We start from the raw sequence: 25,763 nt of genomic DNA, 5'->3' as shown, positions 1-25,763 counted from the left end.
TCCACCCCGCAGGTATTAGGAAACGATCCGCATCTCTGTATGTTGCCCAACGTGATAAAATAATACGTGTACGAACAATATTAGCTTGTCACAGATCCCACCCCCCAAATGTGTATGCCATGTGACAGGAGTGTTTATTTTTGGTGATTATGCGCTGCTTTCATTCAGAAGCAGCAATTTTTATGCAAATTTACAATCATTAATTCGTATACGAATTAATATTGCCTTGTGCGAACTAGCCCGGCCGGCCAGCTACAGGTAGATGAGTCCGTTGTCCCCATCTCACAAAGGTGCGCTTTTGTCTGGGGATACGTGCGGCACTATTCCAGCCAGCTTGCGGTCGGCATCTTCGGACTGGTAGGACGCGATGCGGTCGCCTTCTGCATTCCGCTATTGATTCGCGCGGGGATCGATAACCTGACGCACCCGCATGTGGCTCATCGCTTCTCCATTACCTGGATCGGGCTGGCAATGATCGGGGTGGCTGTTCCCCGATCGGCTTTTCAGACACTCGCGCGACTCAACGTGATGAATACATCGCGGAACGTAGAGTATGCGATGCGGCGCGACCTGCTGAAACATCTCTTCCGGCTGGATGCTTCATTCTGGGCGCGGACGCGCACTGGAGACGTGATGGCTTCAGCGACCAATGACCTGAATGCAGTCCGCATGATGCTCGGTCCCGGGCTCACTTCGTTGTTTGAATCCATCGTATCGCTGCCGGTTGCTTTTATCGTCATGGGCTGGGTGGACTGGCGGTTAACAGCCGCGGCATTGCTACCCTCTCCGCTCGCCATCATCCTTCTCATCAGCTTTGGCAGGATCATTCGCTCACGCTTTGACCGGATACAGGCGATCTTTTCCAACATGAGCGCCGCCGTACAGCAGACGATTGCGGGAGCGCGCGTCGTCCGCTCATTTGTCCGCGAGGACTCAGAGCAGCACCGGTTTGAAGCGATGAGCATGTCTTATATGCATGCCAACCGCATCCTCGGCATATACGTCAGTTCCCTTGATCCGCTTCTTACTTTCATTACCGGTCTTTCAGTATTGATTGTTCTCGGCTATGGCGGTAGGCAGGTGCTGGCACATACCCTGAGCGTGGGCAGCTTCGTCATGTTCACTACGTATATGGCGCTTCTAGTGCGGCCGATTGCCTCCTTGGGCCGCGTCGTCAATCTTGTGCAGCGCGGCATGGCGTCTGTCGGGCGTCTGCAGACGCTGTTCGCTGAGGAACCTGAAATCGAGCCTGGAGAATGGCTGGCTACGGACGCTGGTCCAACACCAGCGGAGCAGAATGTGCGTGGCGCAATTACTCTGCAGCAGGTGAGCGTACATTACGGTCCGCATGCTGCGCTGGATTCAATTGATCTGGAAATCGCCGCCGGCTCCACACTGGCAATTCTGGGCGAGACTGGCTCAGGCAAAAGCACGCTGGCGCGATTGATCACGCGCATTATCGATCCCACGGCTGGAAGCGTACTTCTTGATGGCATCGATTGTCGCGAGATTCCGTTGACAACCCTGCGCTCCCTGGTTGGAGTTGTGCCCCAGGAAACATTCCTCTTCAGCGCGACTCTTGCGGAAAATATCGCTCTGGGCGTGCGTGGAGCTTCTGAAGAAGACATTCGGCGGGCGGCAGAGATCGCTGGGCTCGGCCCCGACCTCGCTGCCCTGCCCGCGGGTTACGAGACAATCGTTGGCGAGCGCGGCATCATGCTCTCCGGCGGCCAGAAGCAACGCATTGCTATAGCCCGGGCCATCCTGAAGAACCCACGCATTCTTCTGCTCGACGATGCTCTCTCAAGTGTAGATTCCGTAACAGAACAGCGCATACTCGACCACCTGAAGGGAGTGATGGCAGAACGCACTACCATTCTCATCACCCATCGTGTAGCGACAGCCATGCAGGCCGACCATATCATCGTTCTGCATCGGGGACGCGTCCTCGAACAGGGGACGCACGATTCACTGACGTATCTGGATGGGCAATATTCGCGTCTAACCCGCCTGCAGGCGCTTGAAGAAGAACTGGAGGTTATGTGAGTTCTGTCGCAATCGCTGCTGGCCAGCAGAACTTCGATGGTCTCCACGAAACTTCGGAAAAAATTCGCGACGGGTATCTGCTTTCGCGTCTGCTGAAGCTTCTTCAGCCCTATTGGGCAAAGATGCTGACATCGCTTTTCTGTTCATTGGCGGCAACGCTTCTGCAGATACTCAATCCGCTGATTTTCTCCGTTGCCATCGATGTTTATTTCCTGCGCCGTGCTCCGCACTCACACATCCTTGCAGCCCGGTTGCCGACGGATCCCGTGCGCGGCGTTATGCTGCTTTCGCTCCTCTATCTCTGCGTGCTTTTGGCTTCTCTCATCGTTGAAAGCGCACAGAATTATCTGGCGCAATGGATCGGCCAGTCAGCCATGGCCGACCTGCGGCGAAAGCTGATGCAGCATCTGCACAGACTCCCGATTCACTTTTATGATGTGACACCGATTGGCCGTCTCGTTACACGAGTTACAACGGATGTGGAGGCACTGAGCGACCTGTTCTCAAACGGCATCGTGGCCATTCTCGCCAACGTGGTCATGACGCTCTTCTTTCTCTCAGCGATGCTTCAGCTCAACGGGAGAATGACGCTGGTGCTTGCCTGCATTCTGCCTGTATTTATTGCGCTCACATCGGTTTTCCGGCGGCTCATTACCAGCAGCCAGCAGCGCGTCCGCATTCTTCTTGCCCGTATCAACGCTTATATTGCCGAGCATGTGAACGGAATCTCCGTCGTGCATCTCTTCAACCGGCAGCAGATGAGCTTGGCCATCTTTGACGAGATCAATCTCGCGCACATGAAAGCATCGAAGGAATGGGTCAGTGCCAATGCGTGGTTTCTGCCTTCGATCGAATTGATGGGAACCATCTCACAGGCCGGCTTGCTGATTGCAGGAGCGTATCTGCTGCACAACGGCCGGCTTACCATTGGCACGCTCGTGGCGTTCCTTCAATATGGAAGCCGGTTTCTGCGCCCTATTCAGGAAATAAGCGAGCGTTATGGAGTAATGCAGACCAGTATCGTTTCTGCAGAAAAGGTTTTTGCCTTACTCGATACGGAAGTCCTCGCAGAGGAAGAATCTTCTTCTGTAAAAACGATTGCGCCGGCGGGTGTCGAATTCAAGAATGTGTGGTTCAGTTATAAACAGGACCGCTGGGTTCTGAAAGATGTCAGCTTCAGTATCCATGCCGGAGAGATGCTGGCAGTTGTAGGTCACACTGGCGCGGGCAAAACGACTTTGAGCAATCTGCTTTTGCGCTTCTATCAGCCGCAGCGCGGAACGATCCATATCGGCAGCATGGATATCAGAGAAATGTACTCGGCAGAGTTGCGGCGCCAGTTCGGTGTCGTGCTGCAGGACACCTATGTGCGCGAAGGAACAATCTTCGAAAATATCCGCTTCGGTTCAGAAGAACTAAGCGATGAGGATGTGCTGCGCGCTGCGCGCCAGATTGGCTTGGAGAGTGCGCTCGAAGCGCTACCGCATGGGCTGCAAACATGGGTCCATGAGCGCGGCGATAATCTTTCATCAGGACAAAAACAGATGATCGCTTTCGCCCGTGCCCTGGCTCACGACCCTCCATTCCTTATATTGGACGAGGCGACATCGAACATAGATCTCGAGACCGAGGCGCGGATCAGGCATGCCATGAGCCGCTTGCTGGAAAACCGAACCTCGATCGTGATCGCTCACCGGCTGTCTACCATCCTGAGTGCTGACAAGATCCTGGTCATGCACAAGGGTGAGGTTGCCGAAATGGGCAGCCATGAAGATCTGCTTGCAGAACGAGGTCTATATTGGCGGCTCTTCCAGATTCAGTTCGGACATCAGGCTTCCGAACCATATTCGGAAGGAGCCTTGCACAAAAGAGATACAGCAGCAGCCACTTGAAAGAGTATGAGTGAATGACGGAAATAAACGGAAAAGCTCCGCGGTACGCGATTTATTTTTCACCAGGCCAACATACGTCGCTGTATCAACTGGGCAGCGAATGGCTCGGACGGGATGCCGGCACTGGAGCTGTACGCGAACCGCAACTTCCCATGGAATTGCGCCGGGAAGACTGGCTAGAGGTAACAGCGAGTCCCCGCCGCTACGGTTTCCATGCAACTCTTAAGCCGCCATTTCGTCTTGCTCCAGATGCTCAACTTGACGAGCTATGCAACTCGCTGCGCAGTTTTGCTACGAAACAAAAGAGTTTTTCTGTTCCGCTTCTTCACCTGTCAACATTAGGCCGCTTTCTTGCGCTGACTCTGGCAGAGCCAAGCAGGAATTTTGAAGACCTGGCTGCAGCTTCCGTGGAGGACTTAGACCATTTCCGCGAGCCTGAGACCTCCGAGGAGATGGCACTCCGTTTTCGCGACGACATGCCTCGGCGAGAAAAAGAGAACCTCATACGCTGGGGCTATCCCTACGTCTTCGACACCTGGAAATTTCATATGACGCTGACCAATTCACTCCAAAGAGAAAGGCTGCCATTCTTTCAGTCACATCTACGTGAACGTTTTGCCCGCGTGTGCAATGAAGGATTTGTCGTAGACGCTATTTGCCTTTTCGAGGAACCAGAACGCGGCTCTGACTTCCGGATTATCGAACAATTTCCGCTGGGGCCTGCTCTGTGATCCATACCGGAACCATATCGAGTCCGTGGAAGCCTTGCGATGTGCGCGGCATTTACCCCGACGCCATTTCAGAAGATATGTTTCGCCGGATTGGCGCCGCAGTCGGCTCCATGCTTCCGCTGCATGCGCGTGTGCTGATAAGTGGCGACTTTCGGCTGAGTACTCCAACCCTGAAACATGCACTCACTGAAGGACTGCTGGGAACCGGAGTCACTGTCCTTGATGCCGGCATGGGGCCAACCCCGTTAGCCTATTTCGCTGCGGCAGGGACAGAGGCTGACGCGCTGCTGATGATCACGGCTTCACACAATCCGACCCAATACAACGGATTGAAGTTGATGCTGGGAGATACTGCGGTCACCCCGCAGCAGATAGACGAAATTCGCCGGAGAAGCGAAGCGGTAGACTTCCGTTCGGGTGCCGGAAAATACGAACGGGTGGAAATTCTTCCTGCTTATGAAGAGACAATCTTGTCGCGCTGGAAGCATCTGGATAGCACTATCTACCACAGCATTGTTCTCGATGCGGGAAATGGAGCATGGTCAGAGGTCGCTCCGGAAATCTTTTGCAAGCTGGGATTTAAGGTAGATTGCATCTCCTGCAGGATCGACGGAAGCTTTCCTGATCGCTCACCGGATTGTTCGCGTCCGGAAAATCTGGAAAACCTCAGAAAGACTGTCATGCAACAGACTGGTGCTCTCGGAATTGCGTGGGATGGCGATGGCGATCGTGTTGCTTTTGTCGATGCAGACGGTAGTTATGTTTCTGCAGACGAGTTGTCCATCCTGATGGCTCGATCGGTTCTGGAAAGGCATAAAGCCTCCGGTCTTTCAACAAGCCCTCATGTTGTGATCGATCTCAAGTTTCCCGATGCCGTGCAGCGCGAGGTAATACAGTACGGGGGCATTCCCCTGCTGGAGCGCTCAGGCCATGCCTTTATGCGCGGCAGAATGACAGCGGAAGATGCTCTGCTCGGTCTCGATGCCTGCGGGCATTACTTCCATCGTGAACTTCGTGGTGGAGATGACGGACTGTTCTCCGCTTTTTTCGTGCTCGATCTCATACAGAACAGCGGGCACACCTTGAAAGAACTACGCTCTACTTTGCCACAGATATTCACGACACCTGAGTTACGTATTCCTATCAGCTTGCTCTCTTATACAGAAGCAGCACGGAGTCTTTCAGCCGCATTTCCTGATGCTCAGACGATGACTCTCGATGGAACACGCCTTATCACACATAACGGAATCGTCCTTGTCCGTGAATCGGGCACGGAACCGGTAGTTTCGCTGCGCATCGAGGGGCACAGTCAGGCTGAATTAGAACAGGTCCTCGCTCAGAGCTTCGCTGCCATACCCGCGGCAGCTCCGCTGTTGTGGCAGCAGGTGAAGGATGGGATTTCCAATTAAACCAGATTCAACGAGAACACTCATATGGATACAAAACAAATCGAGTCATCAGCATCTCCAGCGCCTGGCAAACAACCTCTGGGGTTAGAGCCGCGTATCGATCCCACCGCCCGTGTTCATAAGAGTGAACTGGGCATCTACACCGCAGTCGGCCCGCGCACAACGATGGGCGAAACCACTTTTGGCGACTACTCCTATGTTGTGAATGACAGCAGCATCATGTATGCGGAGATCGGGAAGTTTTGCTCCATCGCTGCCCATACAAGGATTAATCCCGGCAACCATCCTATGTGGCGTGCTGCACTGCATCACTTCACCTATCGCAGCGAATCGTATGGCTTTGCCATCGAAGACGATCATGATTTCTTCGACTGGCGCAGAGCTCACAAGGTGGTGTTGGGCAATGATGTGTGGATCGGACACGGCGCCACGATCCTGCCGGGAGTAAAGCTCAGCACAGGCGCAGCCGTCGGAGCAGGAGCAGTTGTCTCAAAAGATGTGCCGCCATTTGCCATCGTGGCTGGAGTACCGGCAAAACTGATTCGTTATCGCTTCGAAGAAGACGTGCAGCAGCAATTGCTTGCGCTCGCCTGGTGGGATTGGTCCCGGGAAAAGCTGGAATCGGCTCTTCCCGATCTGCGGACGCTCAGCGCAAGAGAATTCGTCGAAAAGTACGCTGCCGCAGTCGAAACTCAAGCCTGATTTGATCTATGCAACGCGCTGCCCCTCGCGCCACACCATGAGAGGCAGCGGCAGGCCTTCAACTTTTTTCACCCGCACTAAATCTGCGCGCATGCCTGTCGTTATGCTGCCGCGATCGTGCAGGCCAACCATGCGGGATGGGGCAAGACTTACCATATTGATCGCTTCATGCAATGGAAAGCCGATACATTCCGCAAGCAGGAATGCGCCATGCAGCAGGCTTGACGGCACATAGTCGGAAGCCAGTGCATCCAGCAGTCCGAGGCGGGCAAGCTCTTCTGCAGCCACATTGCCTGAATGAGAACGGCCGAGCACAAGGTTGGGAGAACCGGCGACAACCTGCATGCCGCATTTTCTTGCTGCTTCCGCGGCTGCTACAGTCGTTGGAAATTCCGAAATGAGTATGCCTTCACTGTGAGACTCTTCGATATGCTCCACTGTTGTATCGTCGTGGCTGGCGAGCGCAACAGGAAAATTTTCCATCATAGAAACTACCAGACGGCGGTTTGGCATCGAGAATTTCTGATGCCTTGCTAAGGCCTTCTCTAAAAAATCATCGATCTCTTTCTGCGAGAGATTAAAATCGCGCTTTTCCATCGCAGTATATTTCTCAAGGTTCCGCCACTGCCGTTGTCCGGGAGTATGGTCCATGACAGAAACCAGGCGGACTGCAGAATTCTGATAAAGACAGGAAAACATCTGCGGCAGCTCTTCGCTTGACACCTCTGCGCGGAGATGAAGCAGGTGTTCGCCACGAAACATCTGCTGTCCGCGGCCGATTTCCAGCTGGGCGACTACTCCCTTGAGGGTTTCAAAGTTCCGCAGCCCTGTTCCCATCATGCCGACTGATAGTGAATCGAAAATCGTCGTGATACCCGATGAGACCATCTGTGCGTCGTGCGCGAGCAATGCAGCAAGCAGCGGCCACTCGGCATTATTCCGCGGCTTTACATGGCGCTCGAGGTTGTCAGTATGAATATCGGTGAGCCCGGGAACGAGATAATCCCCTTCGAAATCGAGCGCCGTGTCTGAGTTCAATGCGCCGCGCTGAACATCTTTGATATATCCGCCACAGATGCGAACAAAGCCTGTAAAGGTTTCGCTTGGAGTAACGATCCGTGCGTTCTTGAAAGCAAATTCAACTGCGGAACTAGTCACTCATCTCTCCTGCAACGAGGCGCACATGCGTTTTGTAAAATGGCTCGAGCCCAGTGGTGCTGGTCCACTGAGCCTGGCCCTATACAGAGGCGTGTTTTAGAAAGTAAGCCTCAGAGCAAGCTGCAATTGTCGTGAAGTTCCCATATTAATGTATTTACCCACAGTGGCATTCAGCACTCCGAACGCGCTTCCGGCTGCAGCAGGAGTAAATGCCTGTCCGGGCTGCAACGTGGAAGCAGTTTCTGCACTTGGCGATGATGGAATGCCTGCGCCAAGAACGGTTGGCGGATTCGAGAAATTCGGGTGGTTCAGAATGTTGTAGGCATCTGCCCGAAATGCCAACTTTATTCCTTCCGTTATGGAGAACTGTTTCGAAGTCGTCATATCAAGCTGCGCGAATCCCGGACCGTAGAATGCATCGCGCGCCAGATTGCCATAGACTCCAGGCAGAGGCAGGGAGAAAGCCGCCGGGTTGACAGCATAGTGGACGGATGCGCCAGTAGAGGAACTGACCTTCAGGAATGGATTGACGTGTGGAATAAGGTTTGGGCGCTGCGTCCCGCGTGAGTTGCCTCCTCCAGGAATGTTGACGACACCAACTGTTTGCACAATTCCATTCTGGATAACAGGATTGGTGTAATAGTGGCCATTAGCCGTATCGAAGTACAGCGCGTTTGCACGGCTGACAGTAATGTTGATGGGAGTTCCGGTGTGGTAATTGAAGATGCCGCCCAGGTTCCATCCGCCGAGCAAGGTATCGAGCAAACGGCTGCCATGGAAATCGTACATATGTCCCCTGCCAAAGGGAAGATCATAGAGTGCCGCAAAGTTGACCACATGACGCTCATCTGAACTGTTGTTGCCGCGCTCGCCGTCAAAGTTGTAATTGTTCTGTGATGTGGTCGCTTCATTGGAACCATTGGTATTGCCGATGCTGTGCGACCAGGTCCAGTTTGCTACCCCTGTCAGGCCTCTGGAAAAGCGGCGATTCCAGTTTGCTTGCAGCGAATCATAGTGATCCGCGCCTCCGGTGGTTTTGACGTCAAGTTCGGCAAAGCGATTGCCGAATTGGCGGTTTACCACTGCAACTCCTGTACCTGGTGTGGTAGTGACACTCGTCATAAGGTTCGCAATGCCGCGCAGGAACATGTTGCGACCCTGGCTGCCGACGTAAGAGAGGGTAAAGACAGAATGATCAGGCAGCGTCTGCTCTACTGAGAACGTATAGTCCAGGACCTTCTCCGGCAACTGATAGCCGGGGCCATAGACGCGCGGTTGATAATTGGCAGTCGGGCTGTTGGGATCGAAGTTCTTGAGCAGCGTAGCGCGATCAATCGGATAGCTGATGTTGCCGGTCGTCAGGGTAATATCGGCCACATCGTTGAGGATCGGCTGAATCTGGTCTTCCTCCTGGCCGGGGCCGTAGTAATAACCGGCGCCGATGCGAACAACCGTATCGCCGCGCAGCCATTCTGGTTGCCAGGCAAAGCTTAGCCGTGGTCCGATATTAAGTTTCGATACTGCATAAAAGGGAGTTCCGGCAGGTGGAATCACACCGGTCAGCGTATTCAGAGTTACTCCCAGATTGCGTGCCTCATGCAGCGCCGTGTAATAGTCGTATCGGATGCCGTAATTCATCGTCAGATTAGGCCGCAGCTTCCATTGATCCTGCGCATAAAACCCATAGAACTGCTGCAGTCCTTTGCGGATGCCCGTGACTCCGTTATGAAATGGACTGGGAGATTCAGCCAGGTCGCCATTGAAGTGCACCTGCGTAGGCTTGTTCTGCAAGAAGTTATCAAGATTTGTGTAGGTGTAGACAGCGCCGCCGAGTTGATCAACATAGAAGACCCTTGGGTTAATCTCTGTCCCGAATTTCATGCTGTGGGCGTTATGTATCCAGCTGAGATTATCAATAAATTCCCACTCGTAATTCGTATAAGGCTGGCCATGGGTCAACGGCGCGGAACCAGCGCCTGTCGGCGTAATGATGCCCGTTGCTCCGGATTGTGCTGCACCGCCGATGTTGAATGTCTGATTGGCAAGGTCAATTCCTCCGGCAACCACTCCTTGCGTGATCACGCGGGTCTTCGCCGCATTCCAGCCAAGTTTGAAATCGTTGATCATCGATGTACGGAGGACGGCTGTCCAGTCGGCAATGGCATTTTGAGGAACGCTTGTCTGTAAGGTACTGCTGCCGCTGCCGTCGTTGGGAGTATTGGCGTATCCCTGGTCGCGGGAGTAGCGAACATAGACGCTGTTCCGGTTGTTGAAGTGATAGTCGAGCCGGACATTGCCGAAATACTCATTCACGTAAGAAGGAAAAGTACCGGAAAAGATGTCGTAATCGGAATCAGGGATATGTGTTTGGCCAACTGGATATGCTGCGTTAAGTACAGGCTGGATGGAAGGAACAGCCCTGGCGCGCGCAGCAGCGTTGGGAGTGTTCTGAGTAAAGTTAACGTAGACACGCTGCATTAAGTTTTCCTGGCCGACAAAGAAAAATAACTTGTCACGAAGAATCGGGCCGCCGAGCGTTCCTCCGAACTGGTTCAGGCGAAGAGGCGCGGCTGCGGCAGGTTTCGTGTTGTAGGCATTGCGGGCATCGAAGAGGTCATTGCGCAGATATTCGGAGAGCCCGCCGTGAAACTGATTGCTGCCGGATTTGGTGATGACCGTGACCTGTCCGCCGGTGCCGCGCCCATATTCGGCATCGTAATTGCTGGTAGCAACATTGAACTCCTGCACACTTTCCAGGCTCTGCGAGAGACGAAACTGCGAGGTACTGGCGCCATTCACGTCCGCGGGATTCGAATCAATCATCGTACCGGCTTCAATTCCGTCATAACGAATGGTGTTCTGCTCATTGGAATGGCCAGAGAAGCGCATATCATCGAAGGTTCCCGCCCCTGACATGGATGCGCCAGGAATAAGGATGTAGAGCTGCGACATCATGCGTCCATTCAAGGGAAGATTGTCGACCTCACGCGTGCTGACAAGACCACCTGCAGCGGCTGTATTTGTATCAAGCTGTGTCTGCGCACCGGAATCTACAGTAATTGTCTGGTTCGCGCCTGCAGGCTGAACATGCAGATCAATATTTCTTTGCTGCCCGACAGCCAGATCAATTCCCTCTATGGAGGAAGCAGCAAACCCTGTTGCATTGGCTGTGACCGTATAAGTAGCCGGCAGCAAATCCGAAAAGACATAATCGCCATTTCCGTCTGTTGTGACTTGTCGCGAAGAATTCGTCTCCTTACATAACGCTGTCACCTGCACATGGGGCACTACTGAGCCGGACGAGTCATAAATAGTTCCCACAATTCGTCCGCGATCGGACTGCGCGTAGAGGCTACTGACCGAAAGTACTGCGAATAGACATAACATTATTTTTTTCATTTACTTTGATCTCCGGCTTGTACCTGTAAACAAGGTGACTGGTGAGGGGGCCAAGGCACACGTCCGCATAGAGGTCAGGCCTCCTTTCACGCAGCGTTACTTTGAGAAATCAGACTTGAAGCCAGTCGGCCATGCGTTTTGCTATGACATTCCGACATGAACAAGCGCAGTGTACGCACCCCAATGTTTCAGGAACGTGACGTTAAGATAAAAGATTCGTATACGAATTAAATTGAATGAGAGGAGAGAGTTGTCACTGATTACGACTGCAGTCAGGATTGCATTAAATTATGTGCACTACAGTGATGAAGCCCTGTACCATGGAATGGTGGAGGCTTTTTACTGATTGTTAGCTGACGAGGTCCTATTTTCTCTTCGTATGAGAATGAAATGCTTGTGGTATCTGGGCGGGTAGGCTGCGGACTGTTAAAAATATCGATCGAAAGAAACGAAAATGCCACAAGAACACGATTCAAGGCTCCGTGTAGTGCACAGGATGCGACGGGCCTTTCTCTCTATCTGCCGGTGCGGTGACACGCTTTTCAGTCCGTATCGCATCACAACAGATCAATATGCGCTTATACATGCGGTGCAGCGCAACCAGGGCATTCGCCAGGCCGATTTAACCAATCTGATATTTGCCGAACCCAATACAGTAACTGCCATGGTTTCCCTGTTGGAGAAGCGCGGTATTCTGCGCAGAAAACCAAGCCCTACTGATAAGCGCGCCCGGTTACTCTATCTGACAGCTCATGGGCAGGCTCTCATGCAAAGACTGTCAGAAGATTGGGATCCGATGCGTAAGCGGCTGAATGACTGCTTTTCTGGTGAACAAGGTCTGGAGGCGCTTGCGATTTTGGATCGCGTATACGAAGAAATGAGCGAGGCGCGAAAAAAACTCTGGCAGCCATATGAAATAGCCGAAAAACAAGTCCAAGTTGAAGGCCAACCAAAAAATGAGCTCCTGGCCGAGGACGTGATTCATCCTGCTCTGAATTCAAACAAGTCAAAACCAAAACGGAAAACAAATTCAAAATTGAATGGCAAACGCCTTCAACAGCCGACCGAGGAGGTAAGCTAATCGCGAAGAATAGTCAGGTGCATGTCCGGGTGCTGGCTGTGAATCAGGCGCTTATCTCTGCGACTGGCGAAGCAGCCCCTCCAGTTGCGCGGGATAAGTATTTTGTCCCTGATCCATCTGATCTTTCCTGCGCACACCAATTCCATAGGTCAGGCTATCTCCTATGCAGAGGATTGTTGTGTTGTTGGGAACATAAGCGGGCATAGCGTTTCTGACAACGGAGGCCAAAAGAGCATACCCCTTCGCATTCAGGTGAACGCCGTCGGGGCTCAATGCGGTGGTAGCGCCGCCGGCCTTCTGGAGCGCCCGGTGAAAATTGGCAAACTGGACTGATTCCTTCTCTGCCAATAAAGCAAGAATTCGATCAAGGAACTCGATTCTTTCTCGCGGAGGCACAGCTCCATAGGCTTCGATTGAATGTCTCTGGAGGAGGCGCGTGATATCCGGCTCATGCACACTGACCAATACTACTTTCGCGCCCGACTGCTTTGACTGCTGAATCATCGAGCGCATGTGTTGCTCCGTGATCTCGGGCGCGAGGAACTTCTGTTCATTCACGGCGTCATTCATTCCCGCGAAGAGAACTACAACACCAGGGTGATATTTCTTGAGAGAAACTCCGATGCGAGCGTCCACTTCAGCGCTGTTCTGTCCAGGTATGCCGTCATTGATGACTCGCACGCCTGACCATCCTAATGCTGTAGAAGCAAAAAGGGCGCTGAAAACGAGACACAGTCGGAAATGTTTATAGCCTGATAATCTTCCGGTCACGACTGCACTTAAAACGTAAGCTTCAGCGCTGCCTGGACATTTCTCGGCAGGTTGTATTGCGATGTGATGTATCCAAAAGTGGTAGAACCGAAGGTTGTATTCGGAAGTCCAAACTGTACTTTGTTCAGCACGTTAAATGCTTCCAGACGGAACTGCAGGCCTAACGACTCATGAATGGGGAAATCCTTAATCAAGGACAGGTCATCCTGGAAGCCTACGGGGCCGCGCATTCTGCCCGAGGAACGCGGCACATTTCCCAATTCAAATGCCTGCGCCAGGCGAAACGCGGCAGGATTGAAGTAAGCCTGCGATTGTCCCGCACCTCCGAGCCGCTTGTGTGTGTCGCCTGACGTAAGCGGCTTTACTCCGGGCACAAACATGGGGCGCGATCCGGAAAAGGCTTGTCCGCCGGTCTGTGTGAGGCCCAGCGTATATCCTGACTGCACCATAACAATGGTGTTCAGTTTCCAGCCTCCGATGAGCTGGTTCACCACACCGCTTGCATTTGCTCCGAAGCGTTGTCCACGCCCAAAAGGCAGCGAGTAATTTGCATTGGCGACAAAGCGGTTCGTGATGTCCGTTGCAAGCGTGGACCACTCATAATCGCGGATGTGATAGCTGTTTTGAATGTTAGGTGTTCCATTCGCATTCAGAAACCCTGTAAGCAGGGGCGAGATGTTTCCCAGTAGCTTGGAAAAGGTGTAGCTCAACGTGGCTGAGAGATTTTTAGTTCGCTGGATCGTGATGAATGCCTGCGCCGCATTGAAAATAGCAGCTCCATTACCGTACTGGTTCACGGTAATGGAGTTATTCTGCATGCCGGTATTGGGAGTGTATTGCGGATAGAGCGAGAGCAACTGGACGCGCTGCACAGTGGGCGATGCCAGCGGTCCTGTTGTGGCCGCGCCGTAGAGTGGGTTGGGAACCGAAGCCTGCAAGTACGCAATCTGGCTTGTGCTTCCCGGTGCGCCCCAGTACTGGTCGCGCAGATCGTCAGGGCGGTAATTGATGGGAAGATGCACGCCGTGGCTTCCGGTGTAGTTCAGGTGCACGACAATTCCGTTCGCGACTTGTTGCTCTACTCCAAGGTTCCATTGCTGCGAGTAGGACAGCGGCGTGTTATACAGAACTCCAGCCACGCTGGTTCCTGTTCCTGCTGTCACACCGGCAGCCGGACCGGCCGGCAGAACCACACCGTTCGGAAACGGATTGGTCATCGTCGTGTCAGGAACGCTTGTTGCTGTATAGGATGTCGACGTTGCCTGGGCATAGCCGAGCGTGCTCGAACTGTAGAACCGCTGGGAGGTAGGCAGATAAAGAATGCCATAACCAGCGCGAATCACCGTTTTGTTGGTTGGCTGGTAAGCAAGCCCGAAACGAGGCGCAAATTTGTTGTAATAAGTCTTCCATGTCCGGTTGGGAAAGTCTGAACCCAGATAACGAGCGCCTCCGGTGAATGGAAGCCCCGGACTCGATAGAGGGTTATCGATATTCAGATCAATATCTGCCCATCTGTTATAGCGCTCACGAACGCCTGTCTCAATTTCATAGCGCAGTCCAAGGTTCAATGTAAGGCTTGGCAACACGCGCCAGTCATCCTGGAAATAGACAGCGTGATACCACTGGTCATATGCCGGCAGAACCTGGCGCGTAACTGAGGCCGATGAGAAGGTCCCCATCATGAATGCAGCCAGCGCATCGAATTGCGACTGCCCGCTGGGGACTGCTGCATTTACGGATGGGCCGTTGGTCAATGTTGAGTCGAACGTAATTGTGCCGGGGCCGTTTCCAGCGCTCTGCTGGTGCTCCAGGATCAGGCGCCCGTCATACCCAAAAGTGAGTGTGTGCTTGCTGCGCTGCCATACGGCAGTGGACTCCAGAAAATGGCTATAGTGCTCCCACCGGTTTGTATTGGCCGCATAGGACAAATTGGCGTAGCCATTGATTGAAACGAATGGCAGGCCTTCAAGCTGCTGCTGCGCATCCAGTGCGGGATCGAAGCCATAGTCCGATGCCTTATAGCCTGTGTAATTCTGCGGGATCTGAAAATTCTTCTGGTATGCGAATCCGTAGTTGGTCTGCAGTAGAAGAGTTGGCGAAATTGTCCAGGCATGTCCCGCAGCAAAGAGATAACCGCGCAGGGCCTGATTGATTCCGCTGGGACCATTTGGCTCATTGAAGAGATCGTTTTCATGGTGGTTATTCGTATCCCGTGTGCCGCGCACGAAAATACGCTGTGAAGAAGAGAAGTTCTGATCTACGCGGAAGTTGAACTGATCTTCCTTATCGGCATAGGTGTTTGCATAACTATAGTTGTTCGATGTACCGCCGGCATTCGGCATGGGGAGGAACTTTAAAAGCTGCTGCGCTGTCGGATTGATGTTCTGCACCAGAGTCCCGGCAGGGTAGCAGCCGGAATTATTGCAGCCTGCCGCCAGAGGCTGGCGCGATGACCCTGAGGTGCTATAGGGGTCATAGATCGGGTTGGGCGCCTCTGTAAATATGCCCTGGCGCATGAGTGCAGTTGGCACAGTCACTGTCTGAAAAGCGTTGGTTGTATTCCGTGTTCCTTCCCAGCCGAACGTGAAGAAAGTCTTATCCTTCCCGTTATAGATTTTCGGAATCCATACTGGAGCATTCACGAAGAAGCCATACTGGTTGTAGCGGTGGGGCAGGCGGAAGTCTTTCCTGCCGGGAATTGGATAGGTACCGGTACGTTTGGTGAAGTAGTTCGCGGCATCCAGCTTATCGTTCCGGAAATATTCATAGGCCGTGCCGTGCAGCGAGTTTGTTCCGGATTTGGTGACGATGTTCAAGAAGCCGCCAGAGGATCGCCCAAACTGCGCCGAGGGTACTGAGGTGATGACCTTGAACTGGTCAACCGCTTCAACTGAAGGCGTCAGGGCAGGCTGCCCCTGGCAGCAGACGGTAATCGGAACGCCGTCGAGTAGGATTTCGTTCGATCCGCTCAGGCCGCCATTCGATTCGAAGTTATTTGTTGCTGCTGCGACCACCGCGCCTCGGACCGTGGCCACGCCGGCTCCGAAGGATCCTCCAGGCGTAATTCCAGGCGAAAGCGCCGCCAGCCCATAAGGATTCCGTCCATTGAGCGGGAGCTCACTGACCTGTCTTGTTCCGATCGTGTAACTGATGGTGGCATCGTTGACTTCCAGATCGGCCATGCCCGCCGACTCCACCGTGACAGTCTCATTGCTGGAGCCGATTTCGAGTGTCAGGTCAATCGTGGCTGTCTGCCCTACCCCCAGCGTCAGCTCTGTTTCGGAGCTTTTGAACCCCGCCTGCGCCACCTGCAATTTGTATGGTCCGGTTTGCAATGACGGAAAGTTATAAATTCCGTCGGCATTCGACTGCGCTTTGATCACGAGGCCGGTGTCGGTTTTTGTAAGCGTGACTTGAGCGTTTGGAATCACGGCGCCGGACGTGTCCGTCAGCCGGCCTGTAAGAATGCCGTTCGCAACCTGTGCCTCCAGCATGGCCGGTGAAAGGAAAAGCAAAAGCAGGAACAGCCGGAGAAAAACGGCGCAGAGCCTGAGATAGGTCATGTTTGGCCTCATGGAAAAAACCTCAGAGAATTCACCTTGGGGAACATCTGTATTTATTTCGGGCAGCCACATCATGCCCTTTGGCATTACGGGTTGACACTATCGTTTTCCGGAGGAAGACTCGTCCAGTTCCAAGTTGTTACGTTACGTAACAGTTTTAATGTTTTGAATAAGTTGCAGGAGCCATTTGCCGCTTTCAGTGCGAGGCAGCAATCTTCACTTCCTGGGCGAGATGAAGAATGGCTCCCTGGGAACGCAGCTTTTCCTGGAGTGCACTGATATCGATTTGAGAGATGGAAGTGTCTTTCTTGATCGCCATGGCAGCTGCAGTGCCTGCCGCCTCTCCGATCATCATGTACTGCGGCTCCATGCGAACGGAGGAATAAGCTACATGCGATGCCGATAAGCAGACCGGGACCAGCAGGTTTTCGGTTTCATTCTGTTTGGGAAGGATGGCCCGGTAGGAGATCTCATAAGGTTGAACCGGAACCTGCACGTCTCCCTCGTTGCGCACTCCTCCATCCGGAGTGGCCACTCTCTGAATATTGTGTGAGTCGCTGTTGTAGGATCCCATCGCAATGGAGTCAGGCTTGGTGCGATCCGTCTGCAGGTCGGCCTGGCGCATGACATATTGCCCGACCATGCGGCGGCCTTCGCGGATATAAAGCTGGTTTGGCCAATGGTCTGTGTCGGGAAACTCGTCCTTCGCTCGCCCCCAGGAATTGACCTCGTCACGCAGGGGTTTCGGAACGCGGAGGTCAGAGGCAAGGAACCAGAGGAATGACTTTGTATAGAGCAGGTGGTCGTCCCAGATTCGCTTGCGCTCGGCGTAACTCGCATCCGGATATGTCCAGCTCTTGCCGATATAGTCGCTGGAGAAAGCGCCGTTATTGTTGAAATCGGCCTCCTTGTGCGGAATCATCACCGGATTCATCACGTCCCGGAAGGTGGGCTCACGATGCATGTGCTCCTTCCACTGCTGCAGGTATCTTGCCAGCAGCTCGAAATGCGATGGGTCATATCCATCCGGTTTTGTCCATGGCAGCCTGTTGGCAGGGTCATTCGTCAGGATCATGCGGAAGTTATAGGACTGCACTTTTTTGTCCCCTGATCCGTTGGGAGCGAGCGGGCCTGGGTCAACTTCTGGCAGAAGCTTGCCGTGTTGATCGAATGGCGACACCGTCCACAGGAACTGGTGCTTGGGTGTGTCGACGCGGACTCCGGCAAGATTTTCGCCATACTTTTCAATCCCTTCACGGCCAACGGTGTACGTCACACCTGCTTCAGCCATCACATCGCCTTCATACGAACAGTCGGCAAAGATCTTGCCCTTCCATACTTTTCCGTTCTCGGTTGTAATGGCGCTGATGTGAGTGCCGTTCTTTGCTACTCCACCTTTTTCCTTGATCCGTTCATGGAAATGGACCTCTACCCCGGCCTTTTTCAGCCATGCATTGAAGATTTCCTCACCTACGTGTGGTTCAGAGAGCCAGTCATCATGCGTATCAAGCGAGTGCACTCCATAATGAGCGGCGGCTTCACGATAGAAATTGCGCGCATAACCGCCGATGATCTGAAAGTGAGCAACGTCGGTGGCAGAAAGGCCGCCGGTCACCATGCCTCCCAGGTGGCTACCCGGCTCGAGCAGGACAACGTGCAGGCCCTCGTGCGCGGCAGCATAGGCAGTCAGGACGCCGGAGGCTGTACCGCCGTATACGACTAAATCAGTAGGAGAAGATGTTGCAGGAGCGTTAACAGCAAATGCAGAGGCAATAAGCAAGGACGAAACAATAAGAGCTTTCAAGATCATGGCAGTTATCCTGCCATTACACACAGCTTTTTGACACGTTTCGACCTGTAGCGTTACGAACTGTTACATAGAATTTGCAGGAGCCTGGGAACGAAATGCATGCATGGCGACCGGCCATGTCCGCAATGGGTGATTGTTTTCGAGTTCCGTTTCTGTCACCATCTCAAAAAACTCCGGCTGGCCATGTTGCTTCCACATCTCTTCAATCGAATGTGATCCCGCGCTTGAGGAGAGAAGATTCACCAATGCCCGCGTGTCGCGTGATTGAAGCAGGAGGACTTTCAGCCCCGGTGCGCGGCCCGGCAGAAGAGCAATGATCGATGGCCTGACGATGCGCTCCTGTGATTCCTTGGATGATTCGTTGATAATTTCATAGCTGGCCTTTTCGCCGGGCAATGGCTTCGCATTGGTGACGCGCGCCTCATTCAGAGTAAGCGAGAAGTTCATTGCCTCCAGATATTCATGAAGAGGCTGCAAGGTCTGATGCGTGCCCACGGCGATGACATTCGCCTGCTCCAGAATCATCATGGATGAGTCGCGGGTCACTTCGAATGAGACTCGCTGCTGGGCCCCGATGGAATCCAGATAGCGGGCCATATCGATGGCTGCCAGGGTATCCCAGGTTACGGTATAAGACTGTTCGAAGGTCGGCTTCCCCAGTGTTTTTGCCAGTTCCATAAAACGGGGGTCCTTCTCCATTTCATGGAAATCATTGACCTGCGTAGACCGGAGTCGAATCGAAGGAGCACCAGAAAAACCAAAAAAGACCGGTGTAGGAAGAATGATCTTGATGGGTGTTGTTCCCTGAAGGAAGGAATTCCAGAAGACACTCGGCTTCTGTATCTGCGGCTCGCGGCGCCGCACGTCGAGCAGCTTCCAGGACAAAATCCCCACGGTGGCCATCAATATGACGCAAATGCCGGTCAGGACAGGTAAAAAATAAGGTACCCATCGCTTTGTGACCGAAACAGAAATGGTCTCCTGGCTCGCATCTGTTTCCTGGGCATCAGCGGCATGATCCATAACCATGAGCTGATGCGTGCCCGTGGGAATGACCAGCAACTCCGGTTCATGCTGTTCACGCTCATAGTAATCCTTGAGCTTTTTCCGCAGGCGTGAGATATGCACACGCACGGATGCATCGACGGTGGAATCGAAGCTGCTGTGGCGCCCGAGCGCTTCCGTTGCCAGTGCATATTCGCTGACACTTTCATAGCGATGCTCCCAGAGGTAAGCCAATAATTTGCGCTGCGTATCGGCGCGCGCAAAATGCGGACTTTGAAGCATACGCTGTACGTGTGCTTCGAGATCATCTGGCGATTCGGTCCCTATCGGTTCCGGCTGCAAAATTTCGGTTGCCATGCGTCGCGAATTATAACGCCTGCCTGCATTGCGTTTCCAAGCTGTTCGGTGCTTCGCAACTCTTGCACCGCTCAAGTTGGAGTTTAAGGCACAGCCTCAACAGTATATGTAGCTCCGGCTTTGGGGACAAAACTGAAGCCGTGCCCTTCCTTTCGGGTCGCGATGCTCTCTCCTGCGCTATCTTTCACGCGGATGTTCTGCCATGCCCTTCCGGAAGTCACTCCATGCACACGCACGGTAATGGCATTTGCATCTTCAGGAAGAGTAACTTTTACAGTTGCAGCCTGCGCAACTGGATAGACACAGATCCGCACCTTGCCATCGATCTCTTCCAGTGTGATGCCTGAACCGCCGATGAAGAGCGGTGTTTTGCCGATGGGCAGCGCAAAACCCTTCAACATCTGATTACCGGAGTAGATTTTTCCCGTGTCGAAATCCATCCATCGCCCGGCGGGCAGATAGATATTGCGCGAGGTCGCGGTTGCATAATCGTCTCCGTAAAGCGGAGCAGCCAGCATGGCATCACCGATGAGCCATTCATATCCGCGGTCCGTCTGGTTCTCACGTCCGTACGCCTGTGGGTCGTCAGGATACGCGATAGGCAATGGCGTCATTGTCCACGGATATCCATCCTGATAAGCACGGCGTGCATTGCTGAAGAGATACGGAGCAATGCGTGCGTGAAACTGTGCCGTCTGCAGCATCACTTTTGCGGTTTCCGGTGCGAAGGTCCACGGCGGCTCTCCCATTCCCATGGAGCTGTGCATGGCCGCCCACTGTGCATTGCGCGCCATGTAGGTCTGCATCTGCGGAGTACGGTTGGTGCTGAAGTGTTGCTCGCCAAATGTGCCGCCTACGATGTCCGGGTACACATAAGGGAAGCCGCTGTAGGCCAACGCCAGGGCATTTACGGGGCCGCGGTCCTGGTTCTGGTTGTAATTGAAGTCATTGATGCGATGCAGGTCGCCATTGGAAGACAAGTAGCCGTTGCGCTCAATAATAAGTTGATTCTGCGCCATCAGGCGATCGTTTGTGGGATCCACCTTGTCATCGCGAAGGCCATAACCGCCATAGCCGTAGAAGTCTTCTTTCCAGCCGTTGATGCCATAGTCCTGCCACTTTTTTACCAGGTCTATGTACCAGTTGAGCGCGGCGGGATTCTGCGCATCGAGAAGATAATAAGGCTGCTTGGGCCAGCTTCCTTTGAACACCTGCGCCTTGCCGTCTTTCATCAGAAAGTAGTTGTGCGCTACGCCTTCATCAGAATATGGTCCGCCAACGATGAATGTGATGCGAAGGCCAAGCATCACCCTGAGCTTCTCATCCAGGAAGTGCTGGATGAGCGCCTTCGGGTCTGGATATTTCTGTTTATCCCATAAGCCAAAACTTGTTGTTTCATGCATGGTATCCGGCTTGTCAGACCAGAAGCCGGAGCCAATGACAATCCACTTCAGCGGGTATCCTTCATGGATATAGCGATCAACGCTGTCTCGAACTGTCTGGGTATTCGTATTCCAGCCGAGAGCGCCGAAGGCTTCCCAGCCTACGCCAAAGGCTTCGTACTTCGGCATCCATATTTTGTAGCCCGCATCGTTACGCGCTTTCAGATATGCAGCGTAGATGGCATGCGGATCGCCAAAGAAGTAGATCATGCGCACTTTGCCGTGCGATGCTTTTACGCCCTGCACAATCTGCTGCGCAGAGGTATGAACGATCTTTGTATAAGGATCGATGAGCAGCACTGCGAATTGTTGTCTGGGATAAATGATGAAGTTGCTGACCAGGCGAGCAAGGCCCTGCCCGGATAGAAAATCGTCATCGCTGAATCCCGTAACGTCGGTATTAAACGTTTCATTCCTGCCGCCTTCAAATTTCGCGCGCCATACAGCGTGGTCGGCCAGTCCATATGTCGGAGACGCACCCGCTGTTTGAAAACGGATTTCACTTCCATCTTCGGCCGGTTCCGCTATGAATTCCGCCTGCTGGCTTGTGAGTTTGATAGCGAGCTTAAGCTGTTTTCCGTTAGCACTCATGCCGTTTAAAGTGCAGCTCGATGGAGTGCATGCTCCTGCGCGCTTAAAGGTGACAGGGCTTCCATTCAGAAGCACTCCGGCGTTGGTATCGTCGCCAACAATCGTTCCTGTTCCGCGCGAGAAATTGTAGCGGCCATTCTGCAGTTCCATGCGGAAGGTGATATCTCCACTTGAAAGGCGAATAGACTGCGCGAATGCCAGGGGAGTAGTAAGCAGTACGACTCCAAATAAGCAAGACAGGCGAAATGAAAGCACACTACCTCCAGAGAGAAAAAGCCGTCGCGTTTCCGGCAGTAGTCACCAAAAGCACTCTACTCAAACCTAAAAGTGGAACTTAGCGCCAAGCTGAATCTGCCGTTGGGGCAGCGATGTTGTCACTACACCCATCTGGTTATTTGTATTAGGCGCATTGTCGCCGGAACCGGTGAATGTGGTATTCGGCATGCCGAGGTTTGTGTGGTTCAAGGCATTGAATGCTTCAAGCCGCAACTCGAGTGAGGTGCTATCCGTGATTCGCGTCGTCTTAAAGATGGACATATCAAAGTTGAAGACACCTGGTGCGCGGAGATGCGAGTAATAGCGCGGCGCGTTGCCGAAGCTGTAGTTCACCGGGTTTGTGAATGCCTCATAAGCAAACCGGCAGAGTTTTCCCTGGGCGAGGCAGGCTGAATCTTTCTGACGCAGAGCCCGTTCATTGATATTGGGACGCGTTGCAATGCCTGAGTTGTTTGCTCCGGTAAATGCAAGCGGGCGGCCTGATTCTATCGTCATGGTTGTATTGAACTGCAGACCGCCGATAACGCGGTCCACGAGCGAACTGCTGTTTTTAAAGAACCGGCGGCCTCTGCCAAAAGGAAGATCGTATAGCACGGCAACGATACCGCGATGCGTCACATCAATTGCATCCACGCTGTAATCCGCATCGAGGTTATGCCAGTTCTGAATGCCTCCACCGGTCTGCGTGATGCCTGTGGTTGTAGCAATATCACTGTAGATAGGCAGGGTCAGGAGTTTGCCGTAAGTGTATGCTCCCTGAAACTGCAGACCTTCCGCGGCCCGGCGCTGCAGCGTGACATAAAGAAAGTTACTGTCGAAGTGCGAAGCACGCGGGTCGCTCTGCTGGACGCTGGACATATATGGATAGGGCTTCAACAGGTTTGCTCGTGTGATCGTTGCTGCATTCAGCGTCTTATTTTCCGGGATCTGTCCTGCATATGGGTTCGGCACCAATGCATTGAGATAGGCAGGACCGAGCGGGAAGTACGATGGGTCGAGTGTATTGATCTCGAGATTGCCCAGGTTGAAATACCGGCCATGGTTTCCAAGATACGAAACATCGAGCACTGTGCTGAATGGCAACTCGCGCGAAATCGTGAGCGTGTATTGCATGGACTGAGGCGTCCTGGCAGAAGGAAGGATGTAGTACCCAACCTGTCCGCGATATGCAATTTGACCTGCCGCAGATCCCAGAGGCGGTGTTGGAGGAGAAGGCACTCCATTCGCAAACTGGAAATCCTGGCCATAAGGCGTAGGCGCAGAATAAGACGTGGTTGCAGTGCCGAATCCATTTGGATTTCCGGCGGCCTGGTCGTATGACGCCTGGGCAACGGTTGGATAGTAGATGGCATAGCCGCCGCGCATGACCGTCTTGTTGTCCTCTGTAAGAACAAGAGCAAAGCCCAGGCGCGGGCCCCAATCGTTCCAGTTCTCCTTAACGAAGTTGCTGCCTTCTCCATTGACGCCTGCATATCGCACTGCTCCCAGATATCCCGTCACCGGATTTCTGCGAGTTATGTCAAAGTCGGCTAGACCGTTTTTCTTTTCATAGGGCTGCTGCTGATAGTCCCACCGAAGACCGGCATTCAGAGTGAATCGCTGGCTGGCATGCCAGTCGTCCTGGATGTATCCGGCAAACTGATACTGACGATAAGCAATGCCGCGTGCCAGCCCAACGCTGGCGCTTTGCACTGAGCCAATCAGGAAACTTGCAAAGGGGTTCCCAAGATTCGTATTCGGGGGTGTGGATGTGAGGGCCGTATCGGTCCCCTGTGCTGTCTGGTTTGCGGTAAAGGTGTATGCGCCGGCTGCATTGCCGGACTGATTGTTGTAGCCCTCTACAAATCGCCCGTCAAAGCCAAAGTGGAGTGTGTGCTCTCCAACATTCTTCGTAATATCGTCAAGCAGTTCAATTGTGGTGGAAGCGCGGAATCCGATAGTTCCGTTCAGCGCGGGAACGCCTGAGATATTCAGAATAGGCGAGACATCTCCGCCAACCCCGGGCAGCCCCAGCTTTGCAGCGTAATTTTGGAATGCGGTAGCAGCCTGGAACGGGAAATCCGAACGCAGGACGGAAAGACGCACGTCATTGAGCAATGCGGGGGAAAAGACATGCGTCTCAGCAAGCATTGCATCGAAATTGGTAAGCGTGTCATTTCGATAGTAAAGCGGACCGAAGCCAAGGTTCCCGTTGTTGGTGTAGTTCTGGTAATACGCGTAACGCGCAAAAAGGCTGTCCTTCTCTCTAACACGGAAGTCCACGCGGCCCAGGATAGTTCGCTCGTTCGAAATCAATTTTGGACTTGCGATGTAGTTGTTGGCATGCGTGCATGGATCCGCGCCATTTGTATTGTTCGGCGCTGGAATAAACGTGTTCATCGCTGCGACCGAGACAGGATCCAGGCGGTTAGAGATGTTATTGCCATTGAAAGCTGTGCGCTGGGTCGATGCCGAGCCTGTATTGGGATCGTAAAGCGTATACGGAGTGCACGTGCCATTCACTACGCGGCCTACATCGCTGAAATCTCCGCTGCGCTCCTGCGCTGTAGGCACGCTGTAAGTAGCGGGCACCCCGGTAATATACCGGTATTCCTCATAGTTCCCGAAGAAAAATGCACGGTCACGGAGGATAGGTCCGCCGAATGTGCCGCCGTAGTTGTTGAAGCGAAGCTCCGGCTTGGTGGTTTTGGGCAGGGCCAAGGTGGCATCAAGATAATCGTTGCGAAAGAATTCGTACGCCGACCCGTGAAAACTGTTCGACCCTGAACGCGTGACCACATTGATCACGCCGCCCGATGTATAGCCAAACTGCGCAGGAATGACGCCTGTCATGATTTTGAATTCCTGCACCGAGTCGGCCTTGATGTTAATGGCCACTTCGCCCAGATAGTTCTGCAGGTTGCTTACGCCATCGAGCAGGTTGTTGTTGCCGCCTGCTACGCCGCCTGAAATACGAATGGCGGATGCCTGCGTTCCCCGGTTCGTGAAACCCTGATTGGTTGCTCCCGCGGCAGAAACAACGCCGGGGCTGAGCGTAGCCAGTGCGAGTACGCTGCGGCCGTTTACCGGAAGTTGCTGCACTGCGCGCGTATCGACCGTGTTGCCGATCTGCGCATCCACCGTATCAAGCGCTGGTGGCGTTGACTCCACGGTGATGCTGGTTTCTGCGCTGCCAACCTCAAGCTGCGCATTGGATGTCACGTGTGCTGCGGCATCCACCACAACGTCGTGAATCGTAAATGTCTTGAATCCCGACATGGTTACGGTCACCGTATAACGGCCGGGAGCGACTGGCTGTGTCTGATAGTACCCGCTGGCATTGCTGACCAGGTCCTGCGCAATCCCGGTGCTGTCATTCACTACGTGAATTTTCGCATCCGCTACGGCGCTGCTGCTTGGGTCAGTCACTGTGCCGCCGATATAGCCTACGTCCTGCTGTGCGTTGGCTGGTCCTGCAAAAAGGAGACATGCTGTGAAAAAAGCGATCCTAAGAGCTGTGGTACGGCACAAAATGCGGGGAACGGCTGGCA

The 25,763-nt window shown here is 53.4% G+C and carries 14 protein-coding genes; 6 read left to right on the top strand and 8 right to left on the bottom strand.

The genetic code is table 11. The features are described 5' to 3' along the window. Positions 1 to 228: 228 nt before the first annotated feature. Genes AC5S16_RS20430 through AC5S16_RS20410 form a run of 5 tightly spaced genes read left to right on the top strand, consistent with a single transcriptional unit; the run spans position 229 to position 6,780 of the window. A complete protein-coding gene (locus tag AC5S16_RS20430) occupies positions 229 to 2,046 on the top strand; it encodes an ABC transporter ATP-binding protein (protein ID WP_493931963.1) in 1,818 nt (605 codons plus the stop codon). Then, positions 2,043 to 3,938 carry an ABC transporter ATP-binding protein gene (locus tag AC5S16_RS20425; RefSeq protein WP_493931962.1) on the top strand — a complete coding sequence of 632 codons (1,896 nt, stop codon included), beginning with the start codon at positions 2,043 to 2,045 and terminating at the stop codon, positions 3,936 to 3,938. Before AC5S16_RS20430 ends, AC5S16_RS20425 begins: the two co-directional genes overlap by 4 nt. Before the next feature lie 14 nt (positions 3,939 to 3,952). Then, entirely contained in the window at positions 3,953 to 4,669 is a 717-nt protein-coding gene (locus AC5S16_RS20420) for a DUF1045 domain-containing protein (protein ID WP_493931961.1), read from the top strand. A gap of 41 nt (positions 4,670 to 4,710) precedes the next feature. Beyond that, positions 4,711 to 6,078, top strand: a complete 1,368-nt coding sequence (locus AC5S16_RS20415; RefSeq protein ID WP_493931960.1) for a phosphohexomutase domain-containing protein — start codon at positions 4,711 to 4,713, stop codon at positions 6,076 to 6,078. A gap of 24 nt (positions 6,079 to 6,102) precedes the next feature. After that, positions 6,103 to 6,780, top strand: a complete 678-nt coding sequence (locus tag AC5S16_RS20410) for an LbetaH domain-containing protein (RefSeq protein ID WP_493931959.1) — start codon at positions 6,103 to 6,105, stop codon at positions 6,778 to 6,780. A 6-nt stretch (positions 6,781 to 6,786) separates the two neighbouring features. Here AC5S16_RS20410 and AC5S16_RS20405 read toward each other — a convergent pair whose 3' ends face one another. Together AC5S16_RS20405 and AC5S16_RS20400 are read right to left on the bottom strand one after the other, a co-directional pair. After that, positions 6,787 to 7,938 carry an alpha-D-ribose 1-methylphosphonate 5-triphosphate diphosphatase gene (locus AC5S16_RS20405; protein ID WP_493931958.1) on the bottom strand — a complete coding sequence of 384 codons (1,152 nt, stop codon included), beginning with the start codon at positions 7,936 to 7,938 and terminating at the stop codon, positions 6,787 to 6,789. A 96-nt stretch (positions 7,939 to 8,034) separates the two neighbouring features. Next, a complete protein-coding gene (locus AC5S16_RS20400) occupies positions 8,035 to 11,337 on the bottom strand; it encodes a TonB-dependent receptor (RefSeq protein WP_493931957.1) in 3,303 nt (1,100 codons plus the stop codon). 454 nt (positions 11,338 to 11,791) lie between these two features. Between AC5S16_RS20400 and AC5S16_RS20395 the strand changes: the two genes are divergently transcribed. Then, complete coding sequence (locus AC5S16_RS20395) at positions 11,792 to 12,418, top strand: MarR family winged helix-turn-helix transcriptional regulator (RefSeq protein ID WP_493931956.1); 627 nt, start codon at positions 11,792 to 11,794, stop codon at positions 12,416 to 12,418. Between the two features lie 51 nt (positions 12,419 to 12,469). On the opposite strand, the gene AC5S16_RS20390 is transcribed toward AC5S16_RS20395, so the two are convergent. The 6 genes from AC5S16_RS20390 to AC5S16_RS20365 all read right to left on the bottom strand — a co-directional run bounded on the left by AC5S16_RS20390 (position 12,470) and on the right by AC5S16_RS20365 (position 25,641). Continuing rightward, positions 12,470 to 13,189, bottom strand: coding sequence for an SGNH/GDSL hydrolase family protein (locus tag AC5S16_RS20390; RefSeq protein WP_493931955.1), 720 nt, complete (start codon positions 13,187 to 13,189; stop codon positions 12,470 to 12,472). Between the two features lie 8 nt (positions 13,190 to 13,197). Further along, on the bottom strand, positions 13,198 to 16,752 hold the full coding sequence (locus tag AC5S16_RS20385; protein WP_493931954.1) for an outer membrane beta-barrel protein: 3,555 nt from the start codon (positions 16,750 to 16,752) through the stop codon (positions 13,198 to 13,200). A gap of 196 nt (positions 16,753 to 16,948) precedes the next feature. Then, a complete protein-coding gene (locus tag AC5S16_RS20380) occupies positions 16,949 to 18,562 on the bottom strand; it encodes an FAD-dependent oxidoreductase (RefSeq protein WP_493931953.1) in 1,614 nt (537 codons plus the stop codon). 63 nt (positions 18,563 to 18,625) lie between these two features. Then, a complete protein-coding gene (locus AC5S16_RS20375) occupies positions 18,626 to 19,924 on the bottom strand; it encodes a helix-turn-helix domain-containing protein (RefSeq protein ID WP_493931952.1) in 1,299 nt (432 codons plus the stop codon). A gap of 83 nt (positions 19,925 to 20,007) precedes the next feature. After that, a complete protein-coding gene (locus AC5S16_RS20370) occupies positions 20,008 to 22,107 on the bottom strand; it encodes a TIM-barrel domain-containing protein (protein WP_493931951.1) in 2,100 nt (699 codons plus the stop codon). Positions 22,108 to 22,278: 171 nt separating this feature from the next. After that, entirely contained in the window at positions 22,279 to 25,641 is a 3,363-nt protein-coding gene (locus AC5S16_RS20365; protein ID WP_493931950.1) for an outer membrane beta-barrel protein, read from the bottom strand. Between the last annotated feature and the right edge of the window lie 122 nt (positions 25,642 to 25,763).

This window comes from Acidobacterium sp. FHG110202_01, assembly GCF_059115305.1.
The sequence above is the reverse complement of the archived record's forward strand: the minus strand, read 5'-3'. Positions and strand labels throughout refer to the sequence as shown.

Bases quoted from the DNA above. Each gene is read 5' to 3' on its own strand.
- AC5S16_RS20420 (WP_493931961.1), top strand. From the start codon at position 3,953: ATGACGGAAATAAACGGAAAAGCTCCGCGGTACGCGATTTATTTTTCA.
- AC5S16_RS20410 (WP_493931959.1), top strand. From the start codon at position 6,103: ATGGATACAAAACAAATCGAGTCATCAGCATCTCCAGCGCCTGGCAAA.
- AC5S16_RS20400 (WP_493931957.1), bottom strand. From the start codon at position 11,337: ATGAAAAAAATAATGTTATGTCTATTCGCAGTACTTTCGGTCAGTAGC.
- AC5S16_RS20395 (WP_493931956.1), top strand. From the start codon at position 11,792: ATGCCACAAGAACACGATTCAAGGCTCCGTGTAGTGCACAGGATGCGA.
- AC5S16_RS20385 (WP_493931954.1), bottom strand. From the start codon at position 16,752: ATGACCTATCTCAGGCTCTGCGCCGTTTTTCTCCGGCTGTTCCTGCTT.
- AC5S16_RS20380 (WP_493931953.1), bottom strand. From the start codon at position 18,562: ATGATCTTGAAAGCTCTTATTGTTTCGTCCTTGCTTATTGCCTCTGCA.
- AC5S16_RS20375 (WP_493931952.1), bottom strand. From the start codon at position 19,924: ATGGCAACCGAAATTTTGCAGCCGGAACCGATAGGGACCGAATCGCCA.
- AC5S16_RS20370 (WP_493931951.1), bottom strand. From the start codon at position 22,107: ATGGAACTGCAGAATGGCCGCTACAATTTCTCGCGCGGAACAGGAACG.